20 protein-coding genes and 1 tRNA gene are annotated in these 23,939 nt (G+C 60.7%); 13 read left to right on the top strand and 8 right to left on the bottom strand.

Translation table 11 applies throughout. From position 1 onward, the window contains the following. Nucleotides 1–5 precede the first annotated feature (5 nt). On the top strand, nucleotides 6–761 hold the full coding sequence (locus ACSQ36_RS06040; protein WP_436181226.1) for an alpha/beta fold hydrolase: 756 nt from the start codon (nucleotides 6–8) through the stop codon (nucleotides 759–761). Nucleotides 762–802: 41 nt separating this feature from the next. Further along, nucleotides 803–1,189 (top strand): MAPEG family protein, encoded by a 387-nt coding sequence (locus ACSQ36_RS06035; RefSeq protein WP_436181225.1) that lies wholly within the window; start codon nucleotides 803–805, stop codon nucleotides 1,187–1,189. A gap of 883 nt (nucleotides 1,190–2,072) precedes the next feature. On the opposite strand, the gene ACSQ36_RS06030 is transcribed toward ACSQ36_RS06035, so the two are convergent. The 6 genes from ACSQ36_RS06030 to cysS form a co-directional block, all read right to left on the bottom strand. Next, a tRNA-Ser gene (locus ACSQ36_RS06030) sits at nucleotides 2,073–2,166 on the bottom strand. 202 nt (nucleotides 2,167–2,368) lie between these two features. After that, nucleotides 2,369–3,619, bottom strand: a complete 1,251-nt coding sequence (locus ACSQ36_RS06025) for an aspartate kinase (RefSeq protein WP_213763232.1) — start codon at nucleotides 3,617–3,619, stop codon at nucleotides 2,369–2,371. Between the two features lie 487 nt (nucleotides 3,620–4,106). Next, nucleotides 4,107–5,546 carry a tRNA lysidine(34) synthetase TilS gene (gene tilS / locus ACSQ36_RS06020; protein ID WP_436181224.1) on the bottom strand — a complete coding sequence of 480 codons (1,440 nt, stop codon included), beginning with the start codon at nucleotides 5,544–5,546 and terminating at the stop codon, nucleotides 4,107–4,109. An 86-nt stretch (nucleotides 5,547–5,632) separates the two neighbouring features. Beyond that, nucleotides 5,633–6,604: an acetyl-CoA carboxylase carboxyltransferase subunit alpha gene (locus ACSQ36_RS06015; RefSeq protein ID WP_213763236.1), complete on the bottom strand. Its 972-nt coding sequence runs from the start codon at nucleotides 6,602–6,604 to the stop codon at nucleotides 5,633–5,635. A 119-nt stretch (nucleotides 6,605–6,723) separates the two neighbouring features. After that, nucleotides 6,724–7,833, bottom strand: a complete 1,110-nt coding sequence (locus ACSQ36_RS06010) for a DNA-3-methyladenine glycosylase family protein (protein WP_436181223.1) — start codon at nucleotides 7,831–7,833, stop codon at nucleotides 6,724–6,726. A gap of 44 nt (nucleotides 7,834–7,877) precedes the next feature. Further along, nucleotides 7,878–9,296 (bottom strand): cysteine--tRNA ligase, encoded by a 1,419-nt coding sequence (cysS, locus tag ACSQ36_RS06005; protein ID WP_436181222.1) that lies wholly within the window; start codon nucleotides 9,294–9,296, stop codon nucleotides 7,878–7,880. 501 nt (nucleotides 9,297–9,797) lie between these two features. Here cysS and ACSQ36_RS06000 point away from each other — a divergent pair. The 4 genes from ACSQ36_RS06000 to ACSQ36_RS05985 all read left to right on the top strand — a co-directional run bounded on the left by ACSQ36_RS06000 (nucleotide 9,798) and on the right by ACSQ36_RS05985 (nucleotide 12,765). Then, nucleotides 9,798–10,619, top strand: a complete 822-nt coding sequence (locus ACSQ36_RS06000) for a tetratricopeptide repeat protein (RefSeq protein WP_436181221.1) — start codon at nucleotides 9,798–9,800, stop codon at nucleotides 10,617–10,619. A 108-nt stretch (nucleotides 10,620–10,727) separates the two neighbouring features. Continuing rightward, a complete protein-coding gene (locus ACSQ36_RS05995; protein ID WP_436181220.1) occupies nucleotides 10,728–11,309 on the top strand; it encodes a peptidylprolyl isomerase in 582 nt (193 codons plus the stop codon). Nucleotides 11,310–11,461: 152 nt separating this feature from the next. Next, on the top strand, nucleotides 11,462–11,959 hold the full coding sequence (locus tag ACSQ36_RS05990) for a peptidylprolyl isomerase (RefSeq protein ID WP_213763243.1): 498 nt from the start codon (nucleotides 11,462–11,464) through the stop codon (nucleotides 11,957–11,959). Beyond that, nucleotides 11,956–12,765: a UDP-2,3-diacylglucosamine diphosphatase gene (locus ACSQ36_RS05985; protein ID WP_436181219.1), complete on the top strand. Its 810-nt coding sequence runs from the start codon at nucleotides 11,956–11,958 to the stop codon at nucleotides 12,763–12,765. Before ACSQ36_RS05990 ends, ACSQ36_RS05985 begins: the two co-directional genes overlap by 4 nt. Nucleotides 12,766–12,826: 61 nt before the next feature. Here ACSQ36_RS05985 and cysE read toward each other — a convergent pair whose 3' ends face one another. Together cysE and ACSQ36_RS05975 are read right to left on the bottom strand one after the other, a co-directional pair. Beyond that, complete coding sequence (gene cysE / locus ACSQ36_RS05980; RefSeq protein ID WP_436181218.1) at nucleotides 12,827–13,615, bottom strand: serine O-acetyltransferase; 789 nt, start codon at nucleotides 13,613–13,615, stop codon at nucleotides 12,827–12,829. A gap of 241 nt (nucleotides 13,616–13,856) precedes the next feature. Continuing rightward, a complete protein-coding gene (locus ACSQ36_RS05975) occupies nucleotides 13,857–14,672 on the bottom strand; it encodes an RNA methyltransferase (RefSeq protein ID WP_436181217.1) in 816 nt (271 codons plus the stop codon). A 338-nt stretch (nucleotides 14,673–15,010) separates the two neighbouring features. Between ACSQ36_RS05975 and ACSQ36_RS05970 the strand changes: the two genes are divergently transcribed. The 7 genes from ACSQ36_RS05970 to ACSQ36_RS05940 all read left to right on the top strand — a co-directional run bounded on the left by ACSQ36_RS05970 (nucleotide 15,011) and on the right by ACSQ36_RS05940 (nucleotide 23,841). After that, nucleotides 15,011–15,811 (top strand): inositol monophosphatase family protein, encoded by an 801-nt coding sequence (locus ACSQ36_RS05970; protein WP_213763250.1) that lies wholly within the window; start codon nucleotides 15,011–15,013, stop codon nucleotides 15,809–15,811. Nucleotides 15,812–16,069: 258 nt separating this feature from the next. Next, nucleotides 16,070–17,368, top strand: coding sequence for a lysophospholipid transporter LplT (lplT, locus tag ACSQ36_RS05965; protein ID WP_436181216.1), 1,299 nt, complete (start codon nucleotides 16,070–16,072; stop codon nucleotides 17,366–17,368). Between the two features lie 148 nt (nucleotides 17,369–17,516). Beyond that, nucleotides 17,517–17,885, top strand: a complete 369-nt coding sequence (locus tag ACSQ36_RS05960) for a DUF883 family protein (protein ID WP_089165653.1) — start codon at nucleotides 17,517–17,519, stop codon at nucleotides 17,883–17,885. A gap of 388 nt (nucleotides 17,886–18,273) precedes the next feature. Then, the gene (locus ACSQ36_RS05955) at nucleotides 18,274–19,041 is read left to right on the top strand and encodes a hypothetical protein (protein WP_436181215.1); all 768 of its coding nucleotides are present in this window, start codon (nucleotides 18,274–18,276) and stop codon (nucleotides 19,039–19,041) included. Further along, a complete protein-coding gene (locus ACSQ36_RS05950; protein WP_436181214.1) occupies nucleotides 19,038–19,421 on the top strand; it encodes a hypothetical protein in 384 nt (127 codons plus the stop codon). The genes ACSQ36_RS05955 and ACSQ36_RS05950 overlap by 4 nt, the downstream gene beginning before the upstream one ends. Nucleotides 19,422–19,727: 306 nt before the next feature. Beyond that, nucleotides 19,728–22,445 carry a DNA mismatch repair protein MutS gene (gene mutS, locus ACSQ36_RS05945; protein WP_436183100.1) on the top strand — a complete coding sequence of 906 codons (2,718 nt, stop codon included), beginning with the start codon at nucleotides 19,728–19,730 and terminating at the stop codon, nucleotides 22,443–22,445. Continuing rightward, on the top strand, nucleotides 22,408–23,841 hold the full coding sequence (locus ACSQ36_RS05940; protein WP_436181213.1) for a hypothetical protein: 1,434 nt from the start codon (nucleotides 22,408–22,410) through the stop codon (nucleotides 23,839–23,841). Before mutS ends, ACSQ36_RS05940 begins: the two co-directional genes overlap by 38 nt. The last annotated feature ends 98 nt before the right edge of the window (nucleotides 23,842–23,939 follow it).

Below are 23,939 nucleotides of genomic sequence, written 5' to 3'. Positions count from 1 at the left end.
TCCAGATGAAAATCACTGCCATCAGTACCGCCCTTGTCGCCATGTTGGCGGTGGGCGCTCCTCTCGCCGCATCCGCCGCGACCGCCCATAACGTCGTGCTCGTGCCCGGCGCCTTCACCGACAAATCAAGCTGGGATCAAGTCGCGCACCTGTTGCGCGCAAAGGGTTTCAAGGTCACGGAAGTCGATATCCCGCTGACTTCGCTCGACGCCGACGTTGCCGAGACCCGGAAGGTGCTGGAAGCCCAAAAGGGTGAGACCGTTCTGGTCGGCCATTCCTGGGGTGGCGTCGTGATCGGTGAGGCCGGGGACAGTCCGAAGGTCAAGTCGCTGGTCTATGTTGCTGCCTTCGCGCCGGACAAGGGTGAAACCTTGCAAGCGCTGACGTCGAACGGCCCGCCGACTGAAGGTCTGAAGGCGATTCATCCCAACGACAAGGGCTTCCTTTCCATAGATTCCGCCGCCTACGCGCACGTCTTCGTCGGCGATGTTCCGGAGGCCGAAGGCGAGGCGCTGGCGGCCAAACAGAAGCCGATCAGCGGTGCAGCTTTCGGTGCTCCGGCGACGGTCGCGGCTTGGCATCTCAAGCCGACGTACTACGCGATCTCGGCCAACGACCTGATGGTGCCGCCGCAAGCCGAAGCCTTCTTCGCCAAGCGCATGAATGCCACGACCGTGACGCTGCAGTCGAGCCACGCGTCGCCGGTGTCGCATCCCGACGAAGTCGCTGCACTTATCGAACAGGCCGCGAAGGGACAGTGACCCGAGTCGGACCAATAACTAACTAATGGATAGGATGCAGAATGAACAGTGAATTGTTGGCTCTCGTAGATTCGGGTGTGCTATGCCTTGTTCTGCCGCTGATCTACGTGGCTCTCTATGCGAAGCAGGTTGGCATGCCGATTATATCCGGCAATCGTGAAGGCGCACCCGAGCCGACCGGTATGGCTGGCCGCGGAATACGCGCCCACCGTAATCTGCTGGAAAACCTCGTGCCTTTCGCCATCGTGGTTTTGGTGGCGCGCGGAATCGGTGTATCGAATGCGATTACGGTAGCTGGTGCGTGGCTGTTCCTTGGCGCGCGTATTGTTCACGCTATTAGCTACCTAGCTGGTATCAAAGGAATTCGTACCTTGGCATACCTCGCTAGCCTCGTCGGTACTGCGATGATCCTTAGCCAGTTGCTCTAGCGCTTTCTTTGTCATGCACATGAATGCCACGACGATTACGGTGCAGCGGGTTCACACGCCTGCGGCATCGCATCCCGAAGAAGTAACGGCATTCATCGAGTGGTTGGTCTGCGTTCGATAGCAGTTCTACCTGCGCGATCACATCGACGTCTGCTAAGGCCGATCATGCAACGTTCGCCATCGCGAATGGCCGCTGCCTGTGTGGAAACGACTTCTGAATGTCCAAGCGACGCCGCGGGCGAATGACGCTTCATGGCCGAGGCCGTGTGAAACCGCGTGCTAGACATGAAGCTTGCGCAGGTCGACCTTTCAGATCGCGCCATATCGGCTTGGTAGCACCTCGGGAAGGGTAAAGCGACACCCGAAAACCGATTGTTTTTCCGTTTTCACACGGCCTCGGCCGGTCCCTGCCTAACGGCAATTGACGCGACCCGACCCAAAGCGAAAGTTCGGCTGTAAAGACCGATGACTGCGTCGCAGCGTCAGCCGTCCATCTCCTGATCAAGGTCGATGCCCGAGACCATCAGTGGATATGCCAGCTGTCTTCGATGGAGGGCTTGGCCGCCGCACAGAAACTGCTGTCGAGCGCTGAGGCTAGATCATGGCGTTTGAGTTGCGCTCGGGATGACGGGCGGCGCATGGCAACACAACAGCGAGATAGGCCGCGACTCGCAGCCCGTCAACAGAAACATCTGTTAGCGTGCGAAGGGCTCAAAAAAGATTCCTTTTCTGCGGGTCCGGTGATCCGCATCACTCGGTGCGTATTCCGGAAGGTACCGCTAACGGCCTGTAAAATCCGACACTATTTTGATGGTTGATTTGTAGGTCGTAGAAAACAAAAACCCCGTAGAACGTTGATTCTACGGGGTTTTTAACCATCGACTGGCGGAGACGGAGGGATTCGAACCCTCGATCCAGGTTTTAGCCCAGATGCTCCCTTAGCAGGGGAGTACCTTCAACCTCTCGGCCACGTCTCCTGCACTTTTTGTCACGCGGGAGGCAGCGCGACGAAGCCAAGATAATAGCGGGTTAGCCGACGCGGGTCAATTTCATGAGACAAAATTTTTCATCTCGTGAATTGCATCGAACAGCGCTTCGAAGCCTATTGCGCCGCTTATTTCGACTACAGCCATAAAACACCCTGCAAGCTGTCACACCCGCGCCGTTTCCCGCGTACCCTTAGCCGCGATCGAGTTCAAATACCTTATGCAGCGCGCGCACGGCGAGCTCAGTATATTTTTCGTCGATAAGCACCGAGATCTTGATCTCCGACGTCGAGATCATCTGGATATTGATGCCCTCTTCCGCCAGCGTACGGAACATCGTGCTCGCAATACCCACATGCGAACGCATGCCCACGCCGACCACCGACACCTTCGACACCTTCGGATCGCCACGCACCTGCTCGGCCTTCACGTGGTCCTTCACCTGGCTCGTCAGGATCTCCATGGCATGCGCGTAATCGCCGCGGCCAACCGTGAACGTGAAGTCGGTCTTGCCGTCCACGCTCGTGTTCTGGATGATCATGTCGATGTCGATATTCGCATCGGCCACCGGTCCGAGGATCTGGTACGCAATACCCGGCTTGTCGGGCACGCCCATCACGGCAATGCGCGCTTCGTCACGCTGAAATGCGATGCCCGAGATAACAGCTTTTTCCATGGTCTCGTCTTCTTCAAAAGTAATCAGGGTGCCCGAGCGCATTTCGGTTTCGAGCGGAATCAACGGGTCCGTCAGGCTCGACAACACGCGCGTCTTGACCTGATATTTACCGGCGAATTCCACCGAACGGATCTGCAGCACCTTCGACCCGAGGCTTGCCATTTCCAGCATCTCTTCGAACGTCACGCGATCCAGCCTGCGCGCTTCTTCGACCACGCGCGGGTCCGTGGTGTAAACACCGTCAACGTCCGTATAGATCAGGCATTCGTCCGCTTTCAACGCCGCCGCAATCGCGACTGCCGACGTGTCCGAACCACCGCGTCCCAGCGTGGCGATATGCCCGTCAGGATCGACGCCCTGGAAGCCCGTGACCACCACGACCTTGCCTGCGTCGAGATCGGCGAGCACACGCGTGCCGTCGATGTCGCTGATGCGTGCTTTCGTGAACGCGCTGTCGGTCTTGATCGGCACTTGCCAGCCGGCATAGCTGACCGCTTCAAGACCTTCGGCTTGCAACGCAATCGCGAGCAGGCCGACGCTGACTTGCTCGCCCGTGGAGGCAATCATGTCGAGTTCGCGCGGGTCGGGATGAGCGGTAATTTCGCGCGCGAGGCCGAGCAGGCGGTTCGTTTCGCCGGACATGGCCGACGGGACGACGACCATCTTGTGGCCGGCCCTGTGCCATTTCGCGACGCGCTTGGCGACGTTCTTGATGCGCTCGACCGAGCCCATCGAAGTGCCGCCGTATTTATGTACGATGAGTGCCATTGTCGTTTTGAACAGGAGGAAAAGCCGCGCTGGCGCGCCGTTTGATGCGCCGCGTACTGCACGACTGCACGTGTTTCACGTATTGCATCAGAAGCCGGCTTGAAGAAACACAAGCAAACCCTGGATCGGTGCGATCGACGACTTAAGCGTGACGACGAAGCGCGGTAGCCGCACGCGCAAGGTTGGCTCGCGCGCAAAATGCAATTCTGGCGGCTAAAAACGCGTCTTCTGGACGGAAAAGCTGCTTGAAAAGCGTTGCGGGAAACCGGTAAACGTACCCGATCGAGGCCCAAAACACAAGCCGCAACGGGCGATTCGACGCGTTTGCGGGGCGCTGGGAGGCCGCGCGCAGGCCGCTTACAGGCGTCCACAAGAAAAATCGACCGGGATTTGTTCCCGCGTATAAAGCACTGAAAAATCGGGGCAGATTGAGTTTCGCACGCCGGGACCGGCGCAGATGCAACGCGCCAACGCACCGGCTAGCCGTTCAGGCAATAACCAGGTCCGGCTGCCACTCGATCCGCCTATACCTAAGCTCGCCACCCTCACCGCTGACTTCGACGCACGCCCGATTGACGCCAATGGAAGGCACGAACAGCAAGGTTTCGCCGAGAAACACCAACGGGACGTCGCGTTTCCAACCCGGCACGCCGCGCTCCTGAAACAGGTTTTTCAGGGTCCGGCCGGGTCCATCCGCACTCAAGCGCAAGCGCTCGCCGCCCGCGCGCGAACGCGCGCAAAGCGGCGCGGCGCGCAGCGTGGCTTCGGAAACCGCGTCTGCATCGCTTGACTGCACGGGCTTGAACACGAACGTCCCGCGCCAATGCGGCAGGCGCCAGATACTTTCGCCGTCCCAGTTCAGCACGCTCGCCATGCGCGCGGGATTTGCGCCATCGTCGAGATCGGCGGGGTCCGCGCTATCGCCCTTTTCCCAGAAGATCGCATCGCGATACGCCCGCAAGCAAGACCCGGCGTGATCGATACGCAACGCATGGCCATCGCGGGAAACCGCGGCGTCGCGCAATTGCCGCAACACCTCGCCAATACGCGCCGCCGATGCCGCCTGCAGCCCGAGCGAGCGCATCCAGTAACGCAGCAGGTTGATCGCGCGTTCATCGTCGAAAGCGAGTACCGCTGACAAGGCCAGCGCCCCTTCATCGTCACCTTGCGCCGATGTCATGTCGATGCGCGCGAGTTCATCGAGCAACCTTTGCGCCGATGCCGCATGCGACGCTGTCCTCGCAAGCGCATCGCGGAAACCGGGAAAATGCACAGCGAGCGCCGGCAGCACGTCATGACGCAGCGCGTTGCGGGCATAGCGGGTATCGGCGTTGGATTCGTCGTCGATCCAGCGAAGATCGCGCTCATGTGCGTAATGCTCAAGTTGTGCGCGCAACAGATGCAATAACGGCCGCACGCGAGGCGTGGAGACACCGTCGGCGCGTTGCGGCGCCATTGCGGCAAGCCCGGCCACGCCCGCGCCGCGCAGCAATTGCAGCAACACGGTTTCCGCCTGATCGTCGGCATGATGCGCGAGCCAAAGCGCGCTTGCGCCCTGCTCGTCGCACAGCGCGTCGAGCGCGCGATAACGCGCGTCGCGTGCCGCCGCTTCGAGACTCTCGCCGCCTTCACGCACCACGTCGACCTGACGCGACGCGAACCTGATGCCCAGCGCTTGTGCGAACGCGTGACAATGCGCGGCCCAGGCGTCGGCGTTCGGACTCAAGCCGTGATGAATATGCAACGCAATCACACGTGACGCCCCCCCACATCGAACCGCAGCATCGAGCAACGCAGTCGAGTCGAGACCGCCGCTGAACGCAACGGCGATGAAGGGTCGAGGAGAGACCGGCACATCGGCGAACGCCGCACGCACCGCATCGATCACGAGGCGGCTGGCGGGAGTGTCAATGTCGGAGGATGTCACGGGAGTCGGCTTGTTAAGCTGCCTTCAAGGCAGCAGCCTGTCAGGGCAAACTGCACAGAGGAAACCGTGAGCGCCGCGCTCAAGCTTTACGCACCCGGCAGGTTTTCCTTGAACTTGCCGTACGCCATCAGCTTGTCGAAGCGGCGCGCACGAACGTCTAGCGCATTCATGCCGTGGAACTGGCGCAGCGTATCGGCTAATGCACGGCGCAGCAATGCAGCCATGCCTTTCGGATCGCGATGCGCGCCGCCCAGCGGCTCGTTGACGATCTTGTCGATCAATCCCAACGCCTTCAGCCGGTGAGCCGTCAAACCCAGCGCTTCGGCCGCTTCCGGCGCCTTCGCCGCGCTTTTCCACAAGATGGACGCGCAGCCTTCGGGCGAAATCACCGAATACGTTGAGAATTGCAGCATCAGCACGCTGTCAGCAACGGCAATAGCCAGCGCACCGCCAGAACCGCCTTCGCCGATGATGGTCGCCACAATCGGCGTCTTCAGTTCGGCCATCACATACAGATTACGACCGATTGCTTCCGACTGCCCACGCTCCTCTGCCCCAATACCGGGGTAAGCGCCCGGGGTGTCGATGAACGTGAAAATCGGCAAGCCGAATTTCTCCGCAAGCCGCATGAGCCGCTCAGCCTTGCGATACCCCTCCGGGCGCGGCATGCCGAAATTGCGCGCTGCGCGCTCTTTCGTGTCGCGGCCCTTCTGCTGGCCGATCACCATGCAGGGCTGGCCGTTGAACCGCGCCAGGCCGCCGACAATAGCCAAGTCGTCCGCATAAGAGCGGTCGCCGTGGAGTTCGTGAAAGTCGGTGAACAGCTCGTTCACATAGTCGAGCGTGTACGGGCGCTGCGGATGACGCGCGATCTGCGAAACCTGCCAGGGGGTCAGGTTGGCATAGATATCTTTGGTGAGTTGCTGGCTCTTCTTCGACAGCCGCTCGATTTCTTCCGAAATATCGACAGCGGAATCGTCCTGAACGAAGCGCAATTCTTCGATCTTCGCTTCGAGTTCAGCGATAGGCTGTTCGAAATCCAGAAACGTGGTCTTCATATGTTCGAATCCTAGAGCATCGGGCAGCGCGTATTCTAACCGCGCCGGCCTCACTAAATTTCGGGTCGCAACTATCGATTATAAGATATCAATAGCTCAACAACTGCGACCGGGGAATTTTAGTGATCGGCGGGGACGGGATAAAGGCTGCGCCACATGTACCAGGTCGCGACGGTGCGCCACGGTTCCCAGTTGGCCGCGACTTCGCGCGCTTCGCTGCGGGTCACGGGCTCGCCGCTGAAATAGTTGACGCTGATGGCCTGGATCAGGCCGAGGTCATCGAGCGGCAAGACGTCTGGGCGCGACAAGTTGAAGATCAGGAACATTTCAGCCGTCCACCGGCCGATGCCGCGAATCTGCGTCAACTCCGCGATTACGGCCTCGTCTTCCATTGATGTCCAGCTATCCACGTGCAATGCGCCCGAAACGAAATGCTGCGCGACGTCGAGGATATATTCGGACTTGCGCTTCGATAACCCGCACGACTGCAACTTCGCCGGTCCCACCTTGATGAACTGCTGCGGCGCGAGCGTCGGGCACGTACCTTCCACGCGCTTCCAGATGGCCTGTGCAGCCGTCACGGAAATTTGCTGGCCGACAACCGAACGCGCAAGCGTGGTGAACGGATCGTCGCGATTGATCAGATGCACCGGGCCGAACTTCGGAATCAGCTTCTTGAGAATACGGTCGCGCTTGACGAGGTCGGCGCACGCCTTGTCCCAATACTCGGGACGCGCCGCTTCCACCGATAACCCGGGCGTCTGCACCGGCACGGCTTTCTCGGCGGTGATCGCACGCGACTTGCGGACGATCTCGCCGTCGTTCTGCGGCGCGCGCACGAGCGCCTGCGTGGCGTCGGTGCCGATGTCTACCTCATCGGTTTTCACGTCGAGCACGCCATTAGTGTCGCCGCTCACCTTCTTGGCAGACACCTTGGATGACACCTTATGTGACCCTGAAGGCGCAGTTGCCCGCACTGTCTTGCGTGCACGAACGAGACCGTTCGTTTTAGCCGTTTTCGCGACAGCGTCATGGACCACGCCATTGACCGCACGTTTCTTCGACACCGTCTTGCGTTCTCCGTCGTGGCCAGCACCGTTGGCGAGCTTCGCCTCGGGCGTCGACACCTTCGACGTTTTCACTTGCGCGCGCCGCGCGACCTTGCTCGCGGGTGCCGCGATACTACCGGACGCGGCTCGTTTAGCCGGCGCCTTTCTGGCCGTTGCCATCATGCCTCCTACCTGGCGAATCGATCAAAGGGAACGAGAGGCGCTTAGCTGCGGCGCCATTCGGTCAACCCGCCCGGTTTGTCCTCAAGTGCAATCCCGGCTTCGAGCAATTCGGCGCGAATCCGGTCTGCTTCGGCATAGTTCTTCGCCTGCTTCGCAGCAACACGAGCGGCGATCTTCATGTCTATATCGGCAGGCGTGAGGTTTTCTGCACCCTCTTTGCCACCACTTTCGCGACTGCTGCGCGGTGTGTCCTGAAGAAACGCACGCGGCTCACGTTGCAACAACCCGAGCACAGCGGCCAGTTCCTTCAATTGACGTGCGAGCACGGTGTCCTGCGAGCGATTCACTTCGCTCGCCAATTCGAACAACACGGCGATCGCAACCGGCGTGTTGAAATCGTCGTTCATTGCCGCGCGAAAACGTTGCGCGTGCGCTTCATTCCAGTCGAGCGGCGCGACATCCGGCGTCACGTCTTTCAACGCTGTATACAAACGCGTGAGCGCCCCACGTGCGTCTTCTATATGAACGTCGCTGTAATTGAGCGGCGAACGATAGTGTGCCCTTGCAATAAAAAAACGCACGACTTCCGCATCGAATTTTTCGAGGACTTCACGAATGGTAAAGAAGTTGCCCAGTGACTTCGACATCTTTTCACTGTCGATCTGCACGAAGCCGTTATGCATCCAGTAGTTCACGAACTGAACGCCCGTTGCCGCCTCGCTCTGCGCAATTTCATTCTCATGGTGCGGAAACTGCAGGTCCTGACCACCGCCGTGAATGTCGAAACGGTCCCCCAGCAAGGTGCAGCCCATGGCCGAACATTCGATATGCCAGCCCGGCCGGCCGCGTCCCCATGACGAGTCCCAGCCCGTGTCCGGCGGCTCCCCTTCCTTCGCGCGTTTCCACAATACGAAGTCGAGCGGATCTTGCTTCGCGTCGTTTGCAGCCACGCGCTCGCCCGCGCGCAGGTCTTCGATCGACTTGCCCGACAGCTTGCCGTAGCCCTCGAACTTGCGCACCGCATAGTTCACGTCGCCGTCTTTCCCCTGATACGCGTACCCTTTCTCCACGAGCGTCTGGATCATGCCCAGCATCTGCGGAACGAAGTCGGTCGCACGCGGTTCGAGATCGGGACGCGCGACGCCGAGCGCATCGAGGTCGTCATACATGGCCTGGATGAATCGCCCCGTCAGCGCCTTGATCGACTCGCCGTTTTCAACTGCGCGGCGAATGATCTTGTCGTCGATGTCTGTGATGTTGCGCACATAAGTCACGTTGTATCCGAGCGTACGAAGCCAGCGCTGGACAATATCGAACACGATCATCATGCGTGCGTGCCCGACGTGACAATAGTCATACACTGTGATTCCGCAAACGTACATGCGCACTTCTCCGGCACGGAGCGGCACGAAAGGTTGCTTGTCACGCGCGAGCGTGTTGTAGATGCGCAATGAGTTCATAGGCGATGGTGCGTGGGCCGGGACATCCGTGTTTCGACTGCTGGCAAATGTGTTGTGACGGCTGTGTTGTAGCGGCTTGTGCGGTTGTGACGGCGTGCTGCATGTCCGCGTTGTTCGCATTCCGCTCGCATTCGTTTCCGGCTGCCAATATCGACGGTGGCAGCGGTGCTTTCTGCACTGCTGCGGCCCATGCTACAGGTAGCCGTGAAACGACAGCAACATCGAAAACGACAATGAGACCGGCAACGAGAACGACGTCGACGCGAACATCAGCGATGTGACACGTTCCAGCATGTTCCAGCACATTCAACATGTTTGACCCGGCCCGGCTTCGAACTTGAAGCGCTGCGAACCGTGCGCGCCGTCGCGGGAAACATGACGGTCACGCTGCGATCAAAACGGAGGCGGCCGCGAGTGGCGTAAAGACTGTCTGGACGTTCAGCGGAACGTTGCAGACGTTTTGTTAGAATGGGTCGGAGTATAACATCCAGACCAGAGCCTATGAAACCTTCAAGCGGCCGCGCATCAAGCGTTGCCAAGCTAGCGGCGACCGCCCTTGCAACCGTCACATTCGGACTTGGCGCAACTTTTTTGCCAGTTGCGCCGGTGCTTGCACAAGTCTCCACCGCCACCGCGGACGACACGCCCGCCATCGACCTGGCTATTGCGCAGAAGCAATGGCCAAGCGCGCTCGCGCAGCTCGACGCACGCCTGAAGACCAACCCGCGCGACGTGCAGGCCAAGTTCAAGCGTGCGACCGTACTCGCGCGTTTGAACCGGGACGACGAAGCCATAAGCGCGTTCACCGAGCTTACCCAGGCCTACCCCGAACTGCCCGAGCCATACAACAATCTTGCCGCGCTCTATGCCAAGAAGGGCCGCTATGATGAAGCACGCGTAGCGCTCGAAACGGCGACGAAGGCCAATCCGAGTTACGCGCTGGCGTACGAAAATCTCGGCGATCTGTATCTGCGGCTCGCGAGCGAATCGTATAAACGGGCGCAGGCGCTCGGATCGAAGAGTCCGTTGACCACACAGCGCGTGGGCGACATTCAGAAGATCGTGGCGCCTCCGCCGCGACGTCGTCCGGAAGCGGCGGCGGCAGCGTCGGGTGCGTCGAATGGTTCGGCCGCTTCGGCGCCGGCGGCGGCTTCATCGGCAACGGCCGCGTCTTCGTCGAGTGCAACCTCTAATGACTGGACGGCGCCGACGTCGGGTACCACGTCCAACACTAACGACATGTCGTCGCCGCTTTACTCGCCGTTCGGCGGACCCAGCGTGCCGCTTTCGACCACGCCTTACTTCGCGCCCACGAATCCATAATTCCGATAATCCGGCAGGATCGAACGTTCAGACGGCCAGGCAACTGAATAATTTGAACGTTCGACAAGTCTTCACCCGTAGCTGCTCCAACCAGAGGATCGATTACTCATGAAAAGTTTGTTGTTGGCGCTCGGCAGCGCTGCACTCATCGCCCAGGCGCCCGCCTTCGCTCAGTCGTCGCAGGCTGCTGCTCACCCGACCGTGCTGCTCAAGACTTCGCAAGGCGACATCAAGGTTGAGTTGTATCCTGAGAAGGCGCCGAAAAGCGTCGCCAACTTTCTGGACTATGTAAAGTCAGGCCAGTACAACGGCACGATTTTTCATCGCGTGATTCCGGGCTTCATGATTCAGGGCGGCGGCTACACGACCAGTTTTGTCGAAAAGCCCACGCGCGCGCCCATTCCGCTTGAAAGCAAGAACGGGCTGAAGAACGTGACCGGCACGCTCGCCATGGCACGCACGAGCGATCCGGATTCGGCGACGTCGCAGTTCTTCATCAACACGGTCGACAACACCGGCCTCGATTACCCCAACGGCGACGGCAACGGTTATGCCGTGTTCGGCAAGGTGGTCGCGGGCATGGACGTAGTGAAGAAGATCGAAGGCACGCCGACGACCACGCGCGGGCCCATGGGCGATGTGCCGCAAACGAACGTCGTGATCCAGTCGGCTAGTGTGGTCGGGAAGTAAGCTCGCGAATAAGCCTGGAAGCGGGCCACAAAAGCCCAGGTCGGGGAACAAGTCGTAGCCGCTCGCCTTCACGGCGAGCAGGCATGAAGCAGGCATACGCCGTGCGCATCGCGTATTGCTCCATCTACTCTTGAAAAGGAAAGGAACTCATCATGGTCGAACTGCATACGAATCACGGCATCATCAAGATCGAACTGAACGCTGAGAAGGCTCCCAAGTCGGTCGAAAACTTTCTGAACTACGTAAAGAAAGGCCACTACGACAACACCGTGTTCCATCGCGTGATCGACGGCTTCATGATCCAGGGCGGCGGTTTCGAACCCGGCATGAAGCAAAAGCCGACGGACGAACCTATCGACAACGAAGCGAACAACGGCCTGAAGAACGAGCACGGTTCCGTCGCGATGGCGCGTACGAATGACCCGCATTCGGCCACGGCGCAGTTCTTCATCAACGTCGGTGACAACGAGTTCCTGAACCACTCGTCGCCGTCGCCGCAGGGCTGGGGCTACGCGGTGTTCGGCAAGGTCGTGGAAGGCCTCGATATCGTCGACAAGATCCGCAAGGTCAAGACGGGCTCGAAGGGTTTCCATCAGGACGTGCCGGTGGATGACGTCGTGATCGAAAAGGCTGTCGTCGCCGGGGAATGATCGACTCGACGCACAGCGTGATCGATTCAGTAGAAACAGCGGGCGCGAAAGATCCAGCGCGCCCGCTGTTTTTCATTTCCGATCTCCATTTGAGCGACGCCATTGTGCAGACCGTGGCGGCGTTCGAGCATTTCATCGAGGTGACGGCGAACGATGCCGACTCGGTGTTCATCCTCGGCGACCTGTTCGAATTCTGGGTGGGCGACGATGTGCTGGATGCATCGGTACCCGGTCCGCGCGCCGCGTTCGCGAGGCGCATGACGGCGTTGATGCATACGTTGTCCGAACGCGGCATTGCGTTGTACGTGATGCATGGCAACCGCGATTTCCTGCTCGGCAAACGTTTCATGCGGGCCGCCGGGGCGCTGCCGTTGCCCGATCCTTTTGTTATCACGGCGTTCGGCACGCGTATTGTGGTGGCCCACGGCGATGCGCTTTGCACGGCCGATCCCGCGTATCAGCGCTTTCGCCGGTTTGCGCGTAACCCGGTTGCGCAACAGCTCTTCTTGAGCTTGCCGCTGAAGCTGCGCTTATCGATTGCGGAGCGCATGCGCTCGACCAGCGAAGACGGAAGAATGCGTCCGGCGCAGGCGAAATATGACGTGACGCGCGACGCGGTGGCAAAGCTGTTCGCGAGCACCGGCACCCACACGATGATCCACGGCCACACGCATTTGCCCGCGCGTCATCGGGAAGCAGATGGCGTTCGCTGGGTCATGCCGGATTGGGAACTGGATCACGGCGAGCCACGCGGCGGATATCTGCGCGTGGATGCCGAAGGTATTCGGGCGTTGCCGCTGGAGTGAATTCAGGCGGGAGGTTTCCTGCGGGCTTTTGGGCCAATGCCCGATGAACCCCCCCTCGCTTTCAGCGACGCGCTGCTTCACCTTTCATTGCATCGGAGAGGCGCTTTAGATCGATGAACGCGGCATTCTCAACGCCGCTGATCGCATCTATGCGCGTGCCCAGTTTCTCAAGCGCCGCCACAATTTCATCCACACGATGCGCTTGCGTAGACGCGTGATCGATCAGGCCGTGGATAGCGAGCGACACCGGATCGTCGGCGTTTGGCGTGATACCGTATGCGCAGAACGCCGCCCGCTCAGGCATAGCGGAGCCTTTTTGCACGGGTTTAATGGCTGCCGGCATGACCACGCGAGCCGGATTACCCACGGCCGTTCCGCCCGCCGGAACCGGCTTCACCACCACCGCGTTCGAACCGATCTTCGCCTCCGCGCCGACCGTGAACCCGCCGAGCACTTTCGCACCCGCCCCGACAATCACGCCGCGCTCAAGCGTCGGATGCCGCTTCGCGCCGCGCGCGAGCGACGTGCCGCCAAGCGTCACACCTTGGTAGATCGTGCAATCGTCGCCGATTTCCGCCGTTTCGCCGACCACCACGCCCATGCCGTGATCGATGAAGACCCGCCGTCCAAGCGTCGCGCCGGGATGGATCTCGATGCCCGTCATGAAACGCCCGAACTGCGAGACAAACCTCCCAAGCCAACGCCAGCCCGCGCGCCAGCAAGCGTGCGCGATCCGGTGCAGGACCACAGCATGAAAGCCCGGATAACACGTCACGACTTCCCAGGCGCTGCGGGCGGCCGGATCGCGCTCGCGGATGGCGGCGATGTCTTCGCGGAGTCGGTTAAACATGGCGGTGGCTCTGTGGGGTGACCGGTATGCCGACTCTCGGATGCGCGGCTCAGCACGGATTCGGGAATCGATAGTTCAATTTCCGCAGATTGTAGGACGAGCCGTGGAATTCCGCTGCGATGCCCCCGCTGGCAAAGCGGTCAGGCGTTGGGGGCTCGCGTTGATCACAAGATGCGCGAGCGGCGAAACGCGGACAACGCGCGACGCGTCTTCGCCATTGCTGTGAGGGATAAAACCCCTCCTATCGCTTGATTTTTAGAAGAATATGCTTGGCGATACCCCGAAGAATGTTCACCTCCTCGTGCTCCAGTCCCGAGCGCGAAAAAAGCCGTCGCAACCGCGACATCAGTTTCTTCGGGTTGGCCGGATCGAGGAAATCGAGCTCGACCAACGCCTGTTCCAGATGCATGTACATGCCTTCTATCTCGTCGCTGGACGCGCTTGGGGCAGACGTTGTCGGGCTCGCCGCCGCGGGAATGGCTGGCATTGCGTCCGCGCGACCGAGCAGCGCCAGCCGCAACTCGTAGGCCAGGACCTGAACCGCCTGCGCCAGATTCAGCGAGCTATAGGCGGGATTCGCCGGAATGTGCGCGAGTGCGCTGCAGCGTTCCACGTCGGCATTCGACAAGCCCACGCGCTCATTACCGAACACGAGCGCAATGGTGCCCGAATTTTCGCCGCGCCCTTGACCCACGAACTCGCAGGCTTTCTCCGCCGCGGCGCGCGGCGCCATCTGCGGCGGCCCATATTCCCGCGAACGCGCCGTCAACGCGATCGACCAATGCACGCCAGTCAGGGCATCGGCGAGTGTTTCGACAACTTGCGCCGACGCGAGCACGTCGTCGGCGCCGCTCGCCATCGCAATCGCTTCCGGCTCGCGCGTGACGAACGCGATTTTCGGCGCGACGACGACCAGCCGGGAAAATCCCATCGTCTTGAGCGCGCGCGCAGCCGCGCCGACATTGCCAGGATGGCTCGGTTCGACCAGCACGAAGCGGGTCGACGCAAAAGCGTCGTCCGGGCGATCCGGGGAGTTTGATGAGGGGTTCAGGTCCAAGGGGAAACGCTTGCCGGAAGGTTGAAAGAGACGTCATGGTATCGCCGCGCGGCCCATCCGGCGACTATCCGGCGACATAAGCTGCGCGAGGCATGACGCGCCGGCGGCCGACTCGGGTAAAATACGCCGTTCGCGTGTGTCCGCTGTTGCAAGTCGCTGTAATCAAGCGCTATTGCAGGTTCAAAGAAGGCACGCGCCCCGCTCTTCTTCAATTCGTTGCCGTCGACATACGTCGTTTTTGCCCGCTGGTTTGGGCCGTTTTCCGTTCGGGGTTGAGACTTCATGCGCGGCTTCAAGCGCGTGCGTGAAGCGCAGTCGCCGGCCAAAGGACTATTTTCATGCATCCGATGCTCAATATTGCTGTCAAGGCCGCTCGCCGCGCCGGACAGATCATCAATCGCGCGTCGCTGGACCTGGATCGCATCCAGGTCAGCAAAAAACAGCATAACGACTTCGTGACGGAAGTCGACAAGGCCTCCGAGGCAGCGATTATCGAAACGCTGACCACCGCCTATCCGAAGCACTCCATCCTCGCCGAGGAATCGGGCGTGCAGGACAAGGACTCGGAGTTCCAGTGGATCATCGATCCGCTCGACGGCACGACCAACTTCATCCACGGCTTCCAGTATTACTGCGTCTCCATCGCGCTCGCCCACAAGGGCATCATCACGCAAGCGGTCGTGTACGACCCGACCCGCAACGACCTGTTCACCGCGTCGCGCGGCAGCGGCGCTTATCTGAACGAGCGGCGCATTCGTGTGGCAAAACTGGATCGCCTCGGCGATGCGCTCGTCGGCACGGGTTTCCCGTTCCGCGACGGCGCGGGCCTCGACGCGTATGCGAAACTTTTCTCGCAGATGACCGAAGCCTGTGCCGGCTTGCGCCGCCCCGGCGCGGCCGCGCTGGATCTGGCGAATGTGGCGGCAGGCCGGCTCGATGCGTTCTTCGAGCAAGGCATCCACGCATGGGACGTGGCGGCGGGCAGCTTGCTGATCACCGAAGCGGGCGGGTTGGTGGGTAACTACACCGGTGAATCGGATTTCCTGCACAAGAGCGAGATCGTCGCGGGCAATCCGAAGGTCTACGCGCAGATGATCAAGATCCTCGATCCCTTCACCACCACGCGCCAGAGCGCGTAACGAGGGAAAAGCGGGTTGAAGAAAGGCGGCTGCGGCCGCCTTTTTTGTTTGAGCGCGCAGTCCTCCGAGCCAAGCTCCGTGAGGGGCATCGCAGCGGCTTCCAGTCGGCTTTCGCACCCCTGCCGAAACACGCTGCCAGCACCCGAAAGCCTGACCTTTCCCCGCGCAATTCTGCGCGTCGTCGCCGGCTCCGCTAAAGTGTCCTGCTAGCCGTCCGCGGCATTCCTCATCCTTTCTGCCGCCGTTGCTCTCCATCTAATGAAAAAAGGCTTCTATACGATCATTGCCGCGCAGTTCGTTTCGTCGCTCGCCGACAACGCGCTGCTGATCGCCGCCATAGCAATGCTGTCGGTGATGCATTCCGCGTCGTGGGTCACACCGCTTTTGCAGATTTTCTTCACGGTGTCGTACGTGCTGCTCGCGCCGTTCGTGGGCGCATTCGCCGATTCCATCCAGAAACGCTACGTCATGTTCGTCTCCAACGCGTTGAAGGCCGGTGGCTGCGCGCTGATGATCCTCGGCGTGCATCCCATGATCGCTTATGGGGTGGTCGGTCTCGGCGCCGCAGCGTATTCCCCGGCGAAGTACGGCATCCTCACCGAGCTTCTGCCGCCCGAAAAGCTCATCCCGGCCAACGCGTGGCTTGAATCGGCAACAGTCGGATCGACGATTCTCGGCACTGTGATCGGCGGTGCGCTGGTCAGCCAGTACGTTCAGCACTTTGTGAGCGGCGCACATCTGATACTGATCCGCTCGGCCGCCGACGCCGCCATGTTCGCCGTCATGGTGGTTTATGCAGCGGCCGCGCTAATCAATATCGGCATTCCGGATACCGGCGCGCGATACCCCAACCGGCTGAAGGAACCGTCAAAGCTCGTCGGCGATTTCACCCATGCATTCAAGGTGTTATGGGGCGACAAGCTGGCGCAGATCGCGTTGTGGGTCACCACCTTGCTGTGGGGCGCGGCGGTCACGCTGCAACTGTTGGTGCTCAAATGGGCGGCGGCGAACCTGGGTTTGTCGTTATCGAAAGCGGCTGTGCTGCAGGGCGTGACGGGACTCGGTATTGCGGTGGGCGCGAGTGCGGCCGCCGCGTGGGTGCCCTTGCGCAGTTCGCTCAAGGTCCTGCCGATCGGCGTGGTGACGGGTGCCGTGGCTGTCGGCATGGCGTTCTATAACAAGGACCTGTTTCCGGCGGGTTCCGGCGTGCATATCGGCCCGCTGTTCGTGCCACTTTTTATCCTGGGCGCGTATCCGCTGATGATTCTGCTGGGCGCGCTGTCAGGCTTTTTCATCGTGCCGATGAACGCCATCCTGCAGCATCGCGGTGCGACGCTGCTGTCCGCCGGGGCATCCATCGCAGTTCAGAATTTCAACCAGAACCTCGCCGTTTTGTCGATGCTCGGCGCGTACGCGCTTTTGCTGACGACCAATCTGCCGGTGGAATGGATTATCGTGGTGTTTGGCGTGTTTATCTGCGTGATGATGTGGCTTGCCATGCGGCGCCATGCCCGCAATGAGCGGACCGTGGATCTGGGCGCGCTGGTTGAAGAGTGACGGAGTGACGCGGATCAGGGTGCGGGAATGGAATCTGCTGCATGCTTTGTTCGGCCGGCAAGAAAGCCGCGCTCTCCGCGGAGTGTGTGGATTGAAACGCGAGGAGCATGGTCTGAAACAAACAAACGACACGTCAAAGGAGCTGCAAATGGGTCTGTTCACACGTTCCACACTCGATAGCAACATCAATGGCGCGGCCAAAGTGGGCCATCGCGCGGTTCAGGGCGCAAGCGACGCGGTCGATACCGCCAGCACGCAGTTGCGCGGCCTGCTCGACGACCTCGACAGCTCGATCCGCGATGCGAAAGACATCGACGTGGACAAGCTGCGCAAAGACTTGCAAGCCAAGCTGAAGACGGCGCGCGCCCAGTTCGACGGTTCGTCTTCCGCCATTGCCGGACGGCTGAACGACGCCGCCGGTTACGCCGATGAATTCGTCCACGACAAGCCGTGGCATACGCTGGGCGCGGTGGCAGGGCTTGCGCTGCTGGTCGGATTTCTGGCGGGAAGATCCTGATCGGCCTTGCGTTGGATTCCGAGGTAAAGCAAAAACGCCGGCATGCCGGCGTTTTTGCTTTTGGACGCACGCTTTTTAGCGGCCCCTAACGTCTGGGTCTGCGGTCTGCGCGCACAAGTGGAAGTTGCGCCTGTTCCCGCGTTAGCCATCCAGTCAGGGTTACCACACCGCGCCAACGCGCTAGCCTTATGTCTTGGCACTTCCGCGATCGAACGACCACACGTCCGCAGCACTTTTAACACGCCCAATACCTGGTCCTACCGCCCGTAGAAGCTGTCAAGAACAACTTGCACGGATAAGCAAAAAATTTATTTCTTCACACGTCTCAGTTTGACAGGCGAAGAATCCCCAACCAGCGTACGCTCCTGACGTCAGCACAGTAGGACTAATGAAAGCGATAGCTCAACCAAAGACAGCGCAAATTTTCGACCGGATCAACGCTCTCCAGTCAACAACTTCGCACTACTTCAACTCATCGCAGTTGACGCCTTTCGTGCGCGAATGGCGGGAGATCAAGAACGAGATTGATTCACTAATGAAGGTAGACGCGTGCGCTGCTTGGGAAGCAGCCGGCGCATGGAAGGGTCTCGCTGGAGACACGGCAGGAACTGAAATCGCATTTGCGAACAGCGTTCGACTGGGAAACTCCGGTTCGAACCGTGAAAACTGGATGATCACTCGCTTGAACCTCGGCCTGTTTTCTGCCGCCCAGAGCCTTTACACGGCCATAGGACATCCGAAAACGGGTTACTTCACACTGCTGCTTGAGGACGGCTATAAAGCCGGCGCGATTGGGCAAGCAGCTTCGTTCATTGAGAGGGCTAGAGAAATGCGCATCAAATGGGGTGAGAATCAAGTCCAGGAAGTCATGAAGGCCGACGCCATCCTTCGTCATGCCGGAGTTTCGGATCAACAGATTGGACGGCAGCTCGACGTGGCAGGCGTGGTCCTTCGACGTCATCAAATCCGTCCGAACGTGTCAGTGCTCGTAACCTCGGCGGACGATTTTTTTAGCGGCGTCACTTATTCTCTCGCGGTACCCGTGGGGGCCGGAAAAGCGTTCGACATGAACGTGGAATTGGCGAGAGCAGAAGATAAAGCCGGCATCAACAAGAACGTTGCATTCGACGTCGTCTTCGAAGCGGTGGCATCTTGAGTTCCACGCCCCGAGAGCTGGTTGACTGCGCTGCTGAGTTGCTGAAGCAGGCCTTGGGCGAGCCGCAGTATCGCGCGGTGTGCAGTCGCGCGTACTACGGCGCATTTCATGCTGCCAATGCGTTTCACAATGCGCTTTCCGCGCCAGGATCGGTGGGCGCCGCGCGGGGACGCCATCAGCAGTTGATCGCTCAGTTGGCAAATCCGACATGCAGCAAACAAAACGACAATTACTTTGTCTCCCAAGCGCTTAGCAAAAAGCTCCGTCCGCTGATCGACGCCCGCGTGAAAGCCGACTATCTGATCCATTCCGAGGTAAGCCTCGCGCTCGCCACGGCTGCAACGGCTAGCGCCGATGCGATAGTACAGAGGGTAATGTGACCCTTGGCATGCAACCACCCTTTCGACGGTTCTCCCCGCTCGACGCCGTTGCAGAACCCGCCCTGCTGGTCTGATTCCCAACGGGGTGACCGCGATTCGTCTTGCTTGAGATTCCCGAAGGAGTAAAACCGCCGGCATTTCCAGCGCTTTTTCTTGTCCAGGCGCCGTTTTGTGATGGTCAACCGTACTGGCCACGCTCAGGGAAATAACGTTCCATGCCGTGTTAGCCAGTCGGCTGACATTCCCGCGACCAGCCAACGCGGTACACTCGTGCCCTTAGGACTTTCGCACATTCACGCACGCAAGATGGGTACGCATATCTCCGTTTCGTCTACCGCTCAAGACTTGGGCCCCGCCGCGCAGGAACCCGGTGCCGCGGTCGATCTGTCGCACCATACTCCCATGATGCAGCAGTATCTGCGCATCAAAGGGGAGCATCCCGGCACGCTCGTGTTTTACCGGATGGGCGACTTCTACGAGCTATTCTTCGACGACGCCGTCAAAGCTTCGCGCCTGCTCGACCTCACGCTGACACAACGCGGGGCGTCTGGCGGAAACCCGATCAAGATGGCCGGCATCCCCCATCATTCGTGCGAGCAATATCTGGCGAAGCTCGTGAAGCTTGGCGAATCCGTCGCTATTTGCGAGCAGATCGGCGACCCGGCGACATCGAAGGGACCGGTCGAGCGCAAGGTCGTGCGCGTAGTCACGCCCGGAACACTGACTGATGCCGCGCTTCTCTCGGACAAAAACGACGTCTTCCTGTTAGCGCTCTGCCCGGCGCATAACCGCCGCGGCGTGCTCACGAGCGTCGGCCTGGCGTGGCTGAACCTGGCGAGCGGCGCATTGCGCCTCGCCGAAGTCGCGCCCGATCAACTGAGCGCGGCGCTCGAGCGCATTCGACCAGCGGAAACGCTGGTGGCTGACTCGTTTTCTACGACCAACGCGCCGTTCGAAGTACCAAACGCAGGGGCGACAACACGGGCGCCCGCGTGGCATTTCGATATCGAATCGGGCACGCAACGTCTGCGTGAGCAACTCGATGTCGCCAGCCTCGACGGCTTCGGTGCGCACTCGCTAACCTGCGCGTGCGGCGCCGCCGGCGCGCTGCTGCTGTACGCAGCCGCCACCCAGGGCCAGCAGCTGCGGCACGTGCGCAGCCTGAAGGTGGAGTATGAGTCGGAGTACATTGGTCTCGACCCGGCCACGCGGCGTAATCTCGAACTGACCGAGACCTTGCGCGGAACGGAATCGCCCACGTTGTGCTCGCTGCTGGACACATGCTGCACGACCATGGGCAGCCGTCTGCTGCGGCACTGGCTACATCATCCGCCTCGCGACTTCACTATCGCGCAAAGCCGACAGCGTGCAATTGGCGCATTGCTGGACGCGCCTGCAACCGCGAGCCTGGATGGTTTGCGCGCAGCTTTGCGGCAGATTTCGGATATCGAACGGATTACGGGACGGCTGGCGCTGCTGTCGGCCCGGCCGCGCGATCTCTCCAGCCTGCGCGATACCTTTGCTGCACTCCCCCAACTGCGCGAACGGCTTGCCGCCGTGAAGATGAATGCGGCATCGCTTGAACGTATCGACATATCACTCGAGCCGCCGCCCGAATGCCTCGCGCTGCTGAGCCGCGCAATCGCGCCGGAACCCGCGGCGCTGATCCGCGACGGTGGGGTGATCGCGCGCGGTTACGACCCCGACCTTGACGAGCTCCGCGATATCTCCGAGAACTGCGACCAGTTCCTGATCGACCTGGAAACCCGTGAACGCACGCGAACGGGCATCGCGAACCTGCGGGTCGAATACAACAAGGTGCATGGCTTTTATATCGAAGTCACGCGCGGTCAGACGGACAAGGTTCCCGATGACTACCGCCGTCGCCAGACACTGAAGAACGCCGAGCGTTACATCACGCCGGAGTTGAAAACCTTCGAAGACAAGGCGCTGTCCGCGCAGGACCGGGCATTGGCCCGCGAGCGTTTGCTCTACGACGCGCTGCTGCAAACCCTGTTGCCGCACATTGGCGACTGCCAGCGCGTGGCGGCGGCGCTCGCTGAACTCGACCTGCTTGGTGCGTTCGCGGAACGGGCGCTCGCGCTCGACTGGATCGCCCCGGCATTCGCGGCCGATGCAGGTATCGATATCGAGCAAGGGCGGCACCCGGTAGTGGAAGCGCAGGTCGAGCAGTTCATCGCAAACGATTGTTGCTTGAATACCGAGCGCAAGCTGCTGCTGATCACCGGACCGAACATGGGCGGTAAGTCGACGTTCATGCGACAGACCGCATTGATCGCGCTACTGGCTTTCGTGGGCAGTTATGTGCCCGCGAAACGCGCATGCTTTGGACCAGTCGACCGGATCTTTACGCGCATCGGCGCCGCCGACGACCTCGCCGGCGGCCGTTCCACCTTCATGGTCGAGATGACGGAAGCGGCGGCCATTCTCAACGACGCCACGCCGTCGAGTCTTGTACTGATGGACGAAATCGGCCGCGGCACGTCCACGTTCGACGGCCTCGCGCTCGCATGGGCCATCGCACGGCATCTGCTGTCGCATAACGGCTGCCATACGTTGTTCGCGACGCATTATTTCGAACTGACGCAGTTGCCGGCTGAGTTTGCTCAGGCAGCAAACGTGCATTTGTCGGCGGTCGAACATGACCACGGTATCGTGTTCCTGCACTCGGTAAGCGAAGGTCCGGCGAACCAGAGCTACGGCTTGCAGGTGGCGCAACTGGCGGGCGTACCACCGGCCGTCATCAAGGCTGCAAGGAAACATCTGGCGCATCTGGAGCAGCAGTCGATCGGCCAGCCGTCGCCGCAATTCGATCTGTTCGCGGGACCCGTTGTGGAGATAGCCGACGCCTACGAACGTGACGAACCGGTCGAAGCGCCACCGCACCCCGCGCTCGACCGGCTGCGCGCAATCGATCCGAACGAATTGCGACCACGCGACGCACTCGATCTGCTCTACGAACTACATGAGCTGGCGTCGAACGCTCTGGATGCGTCGCGTTAAAGCGGACTTTGCCACCGGCTGGCCGGGCGCGCGACGCATGGTGCGCACCCGCGTCATCGTTACTGGCTTATGCGCCCTCTTCCTGCTGGCCGGGAGACCGCAGCGCGCCCAAGCTGAAGCGCCGCCACTCGCGCCGGTCACACCGCTGACATTCGCGATTGCTTCTAATGTACTCGACAAGCCCGCCGGCGAAACTGCGCTCCAGCATCTGATCAACGCCATCGGGCAAGAACGAAACACGTCGTTCATCGTCTACGATGGCAACCTCAAAGGCGAAACGGAACCGTGCCGGGATTCGCTCTACAACACGCGCCAGCAAATCTTCGATAGCTCCCGCAAACCGGTCGTCCTGCTGCCCGGTGGCAGCGACTGGGCATCTTGCGGTCTCGCGCAAGCAGGCAGTTACGATCCGGTCGAGCGGCTGGATTTCATCCGCCAGTTGTTCTTCGGCGACTCAAGTTCGCTCGGTCAGACGCCTATGAACGTGATCCGCGAAAGCGATGTCGCTCGCTTTCGGCCGTTCCGCGAAAATGTCCGATGGCAAACCGGCGATATCGCGTTCATTGGTTTGAACGCGCCCGCGCCAAACAATCACTATCTGACCGCGGGTGGGCGCAACGGAGAATTCGAGGACCGTTCCGTCGCCAACGCGTTCTGGCTGGAACATGCCGTTGAAACCGCGCGGCGTTCGGACATGCGTGCGGTCGTCGTGATCCTGCAGGGTGACCCCGACTTCGCGCGTTACGAGCGTCGCGATCGTTTCGCATGGCTGCACTTTTCTCGCGGCGAACCGTTGCGCGATGGCTTTCTCGAACTCAAGCGCAGCCTTGTCAAAGCTGCCGAATTGTTTCGCGGACCCGTGATCGTGATCCACATGTCGGATACACCGATACCCAGGGGTTTTCGCATCGACCAGCCGCTGCGCAACGACAAAGGCACGGTGGTCGCCAATCTGACGCGCATCGCGATCGGTTTGAAGAAACCGCAATCGCAATGGCTGGAGGTGGAGTCCGACTTCGCCTGGCGGCCGCCCTTTCGGGTGCGCGTACGCGACGTGATCGTGCGGCCGGTGGCGCCCGGGCAAGCACCGGCGCCGACCGTGCCCGGGTCTTCGCCAATACCGTCGTCGGCACCTTCGCCATCTTCCTCGCCTTCTTCGATCCCCGGCGTTGAAAACGAGACCCCCGGGCCGTCATCGTTTTTCCAGCAGATGCAGCCAGTGCAGCCGCCGCAGCAAATGCAACATTCCGCGCCGGCACTTCAACCAGACACCGGCGTGCCCGCGTCTTCAGTACCGCCGACACTGAACTTGAACTCGCCCGCGAACCTGCCGCCAATCCTGCCGGAACCGGCGAGTCCCACGAGCGGCGCATCGGGCGCAGGCACGGGCCAATAAGCCCGTTCACGGATCAACCGCGCGAAAAATAAAACAAAGGCGCAGCAACCTGCCTGCGCCTTGTTTCACATCGCCTGGGCTCATCCCCTGCACACGCC

This window comes from Caballeronia sp. LjRoot34, assembly GCF_964253815.1.
Classification (GTDB): Bacteria; Pseudomonadota; Gammaproteobacteria; order Burkholderiales; family Burkholderiaceae; genus Caballeronia.
The sequence above is the reverse complement of the archived record's forward strand: the minus strand, read 5'-3'. Positions and strand labels throughout refer to the sequence as shown.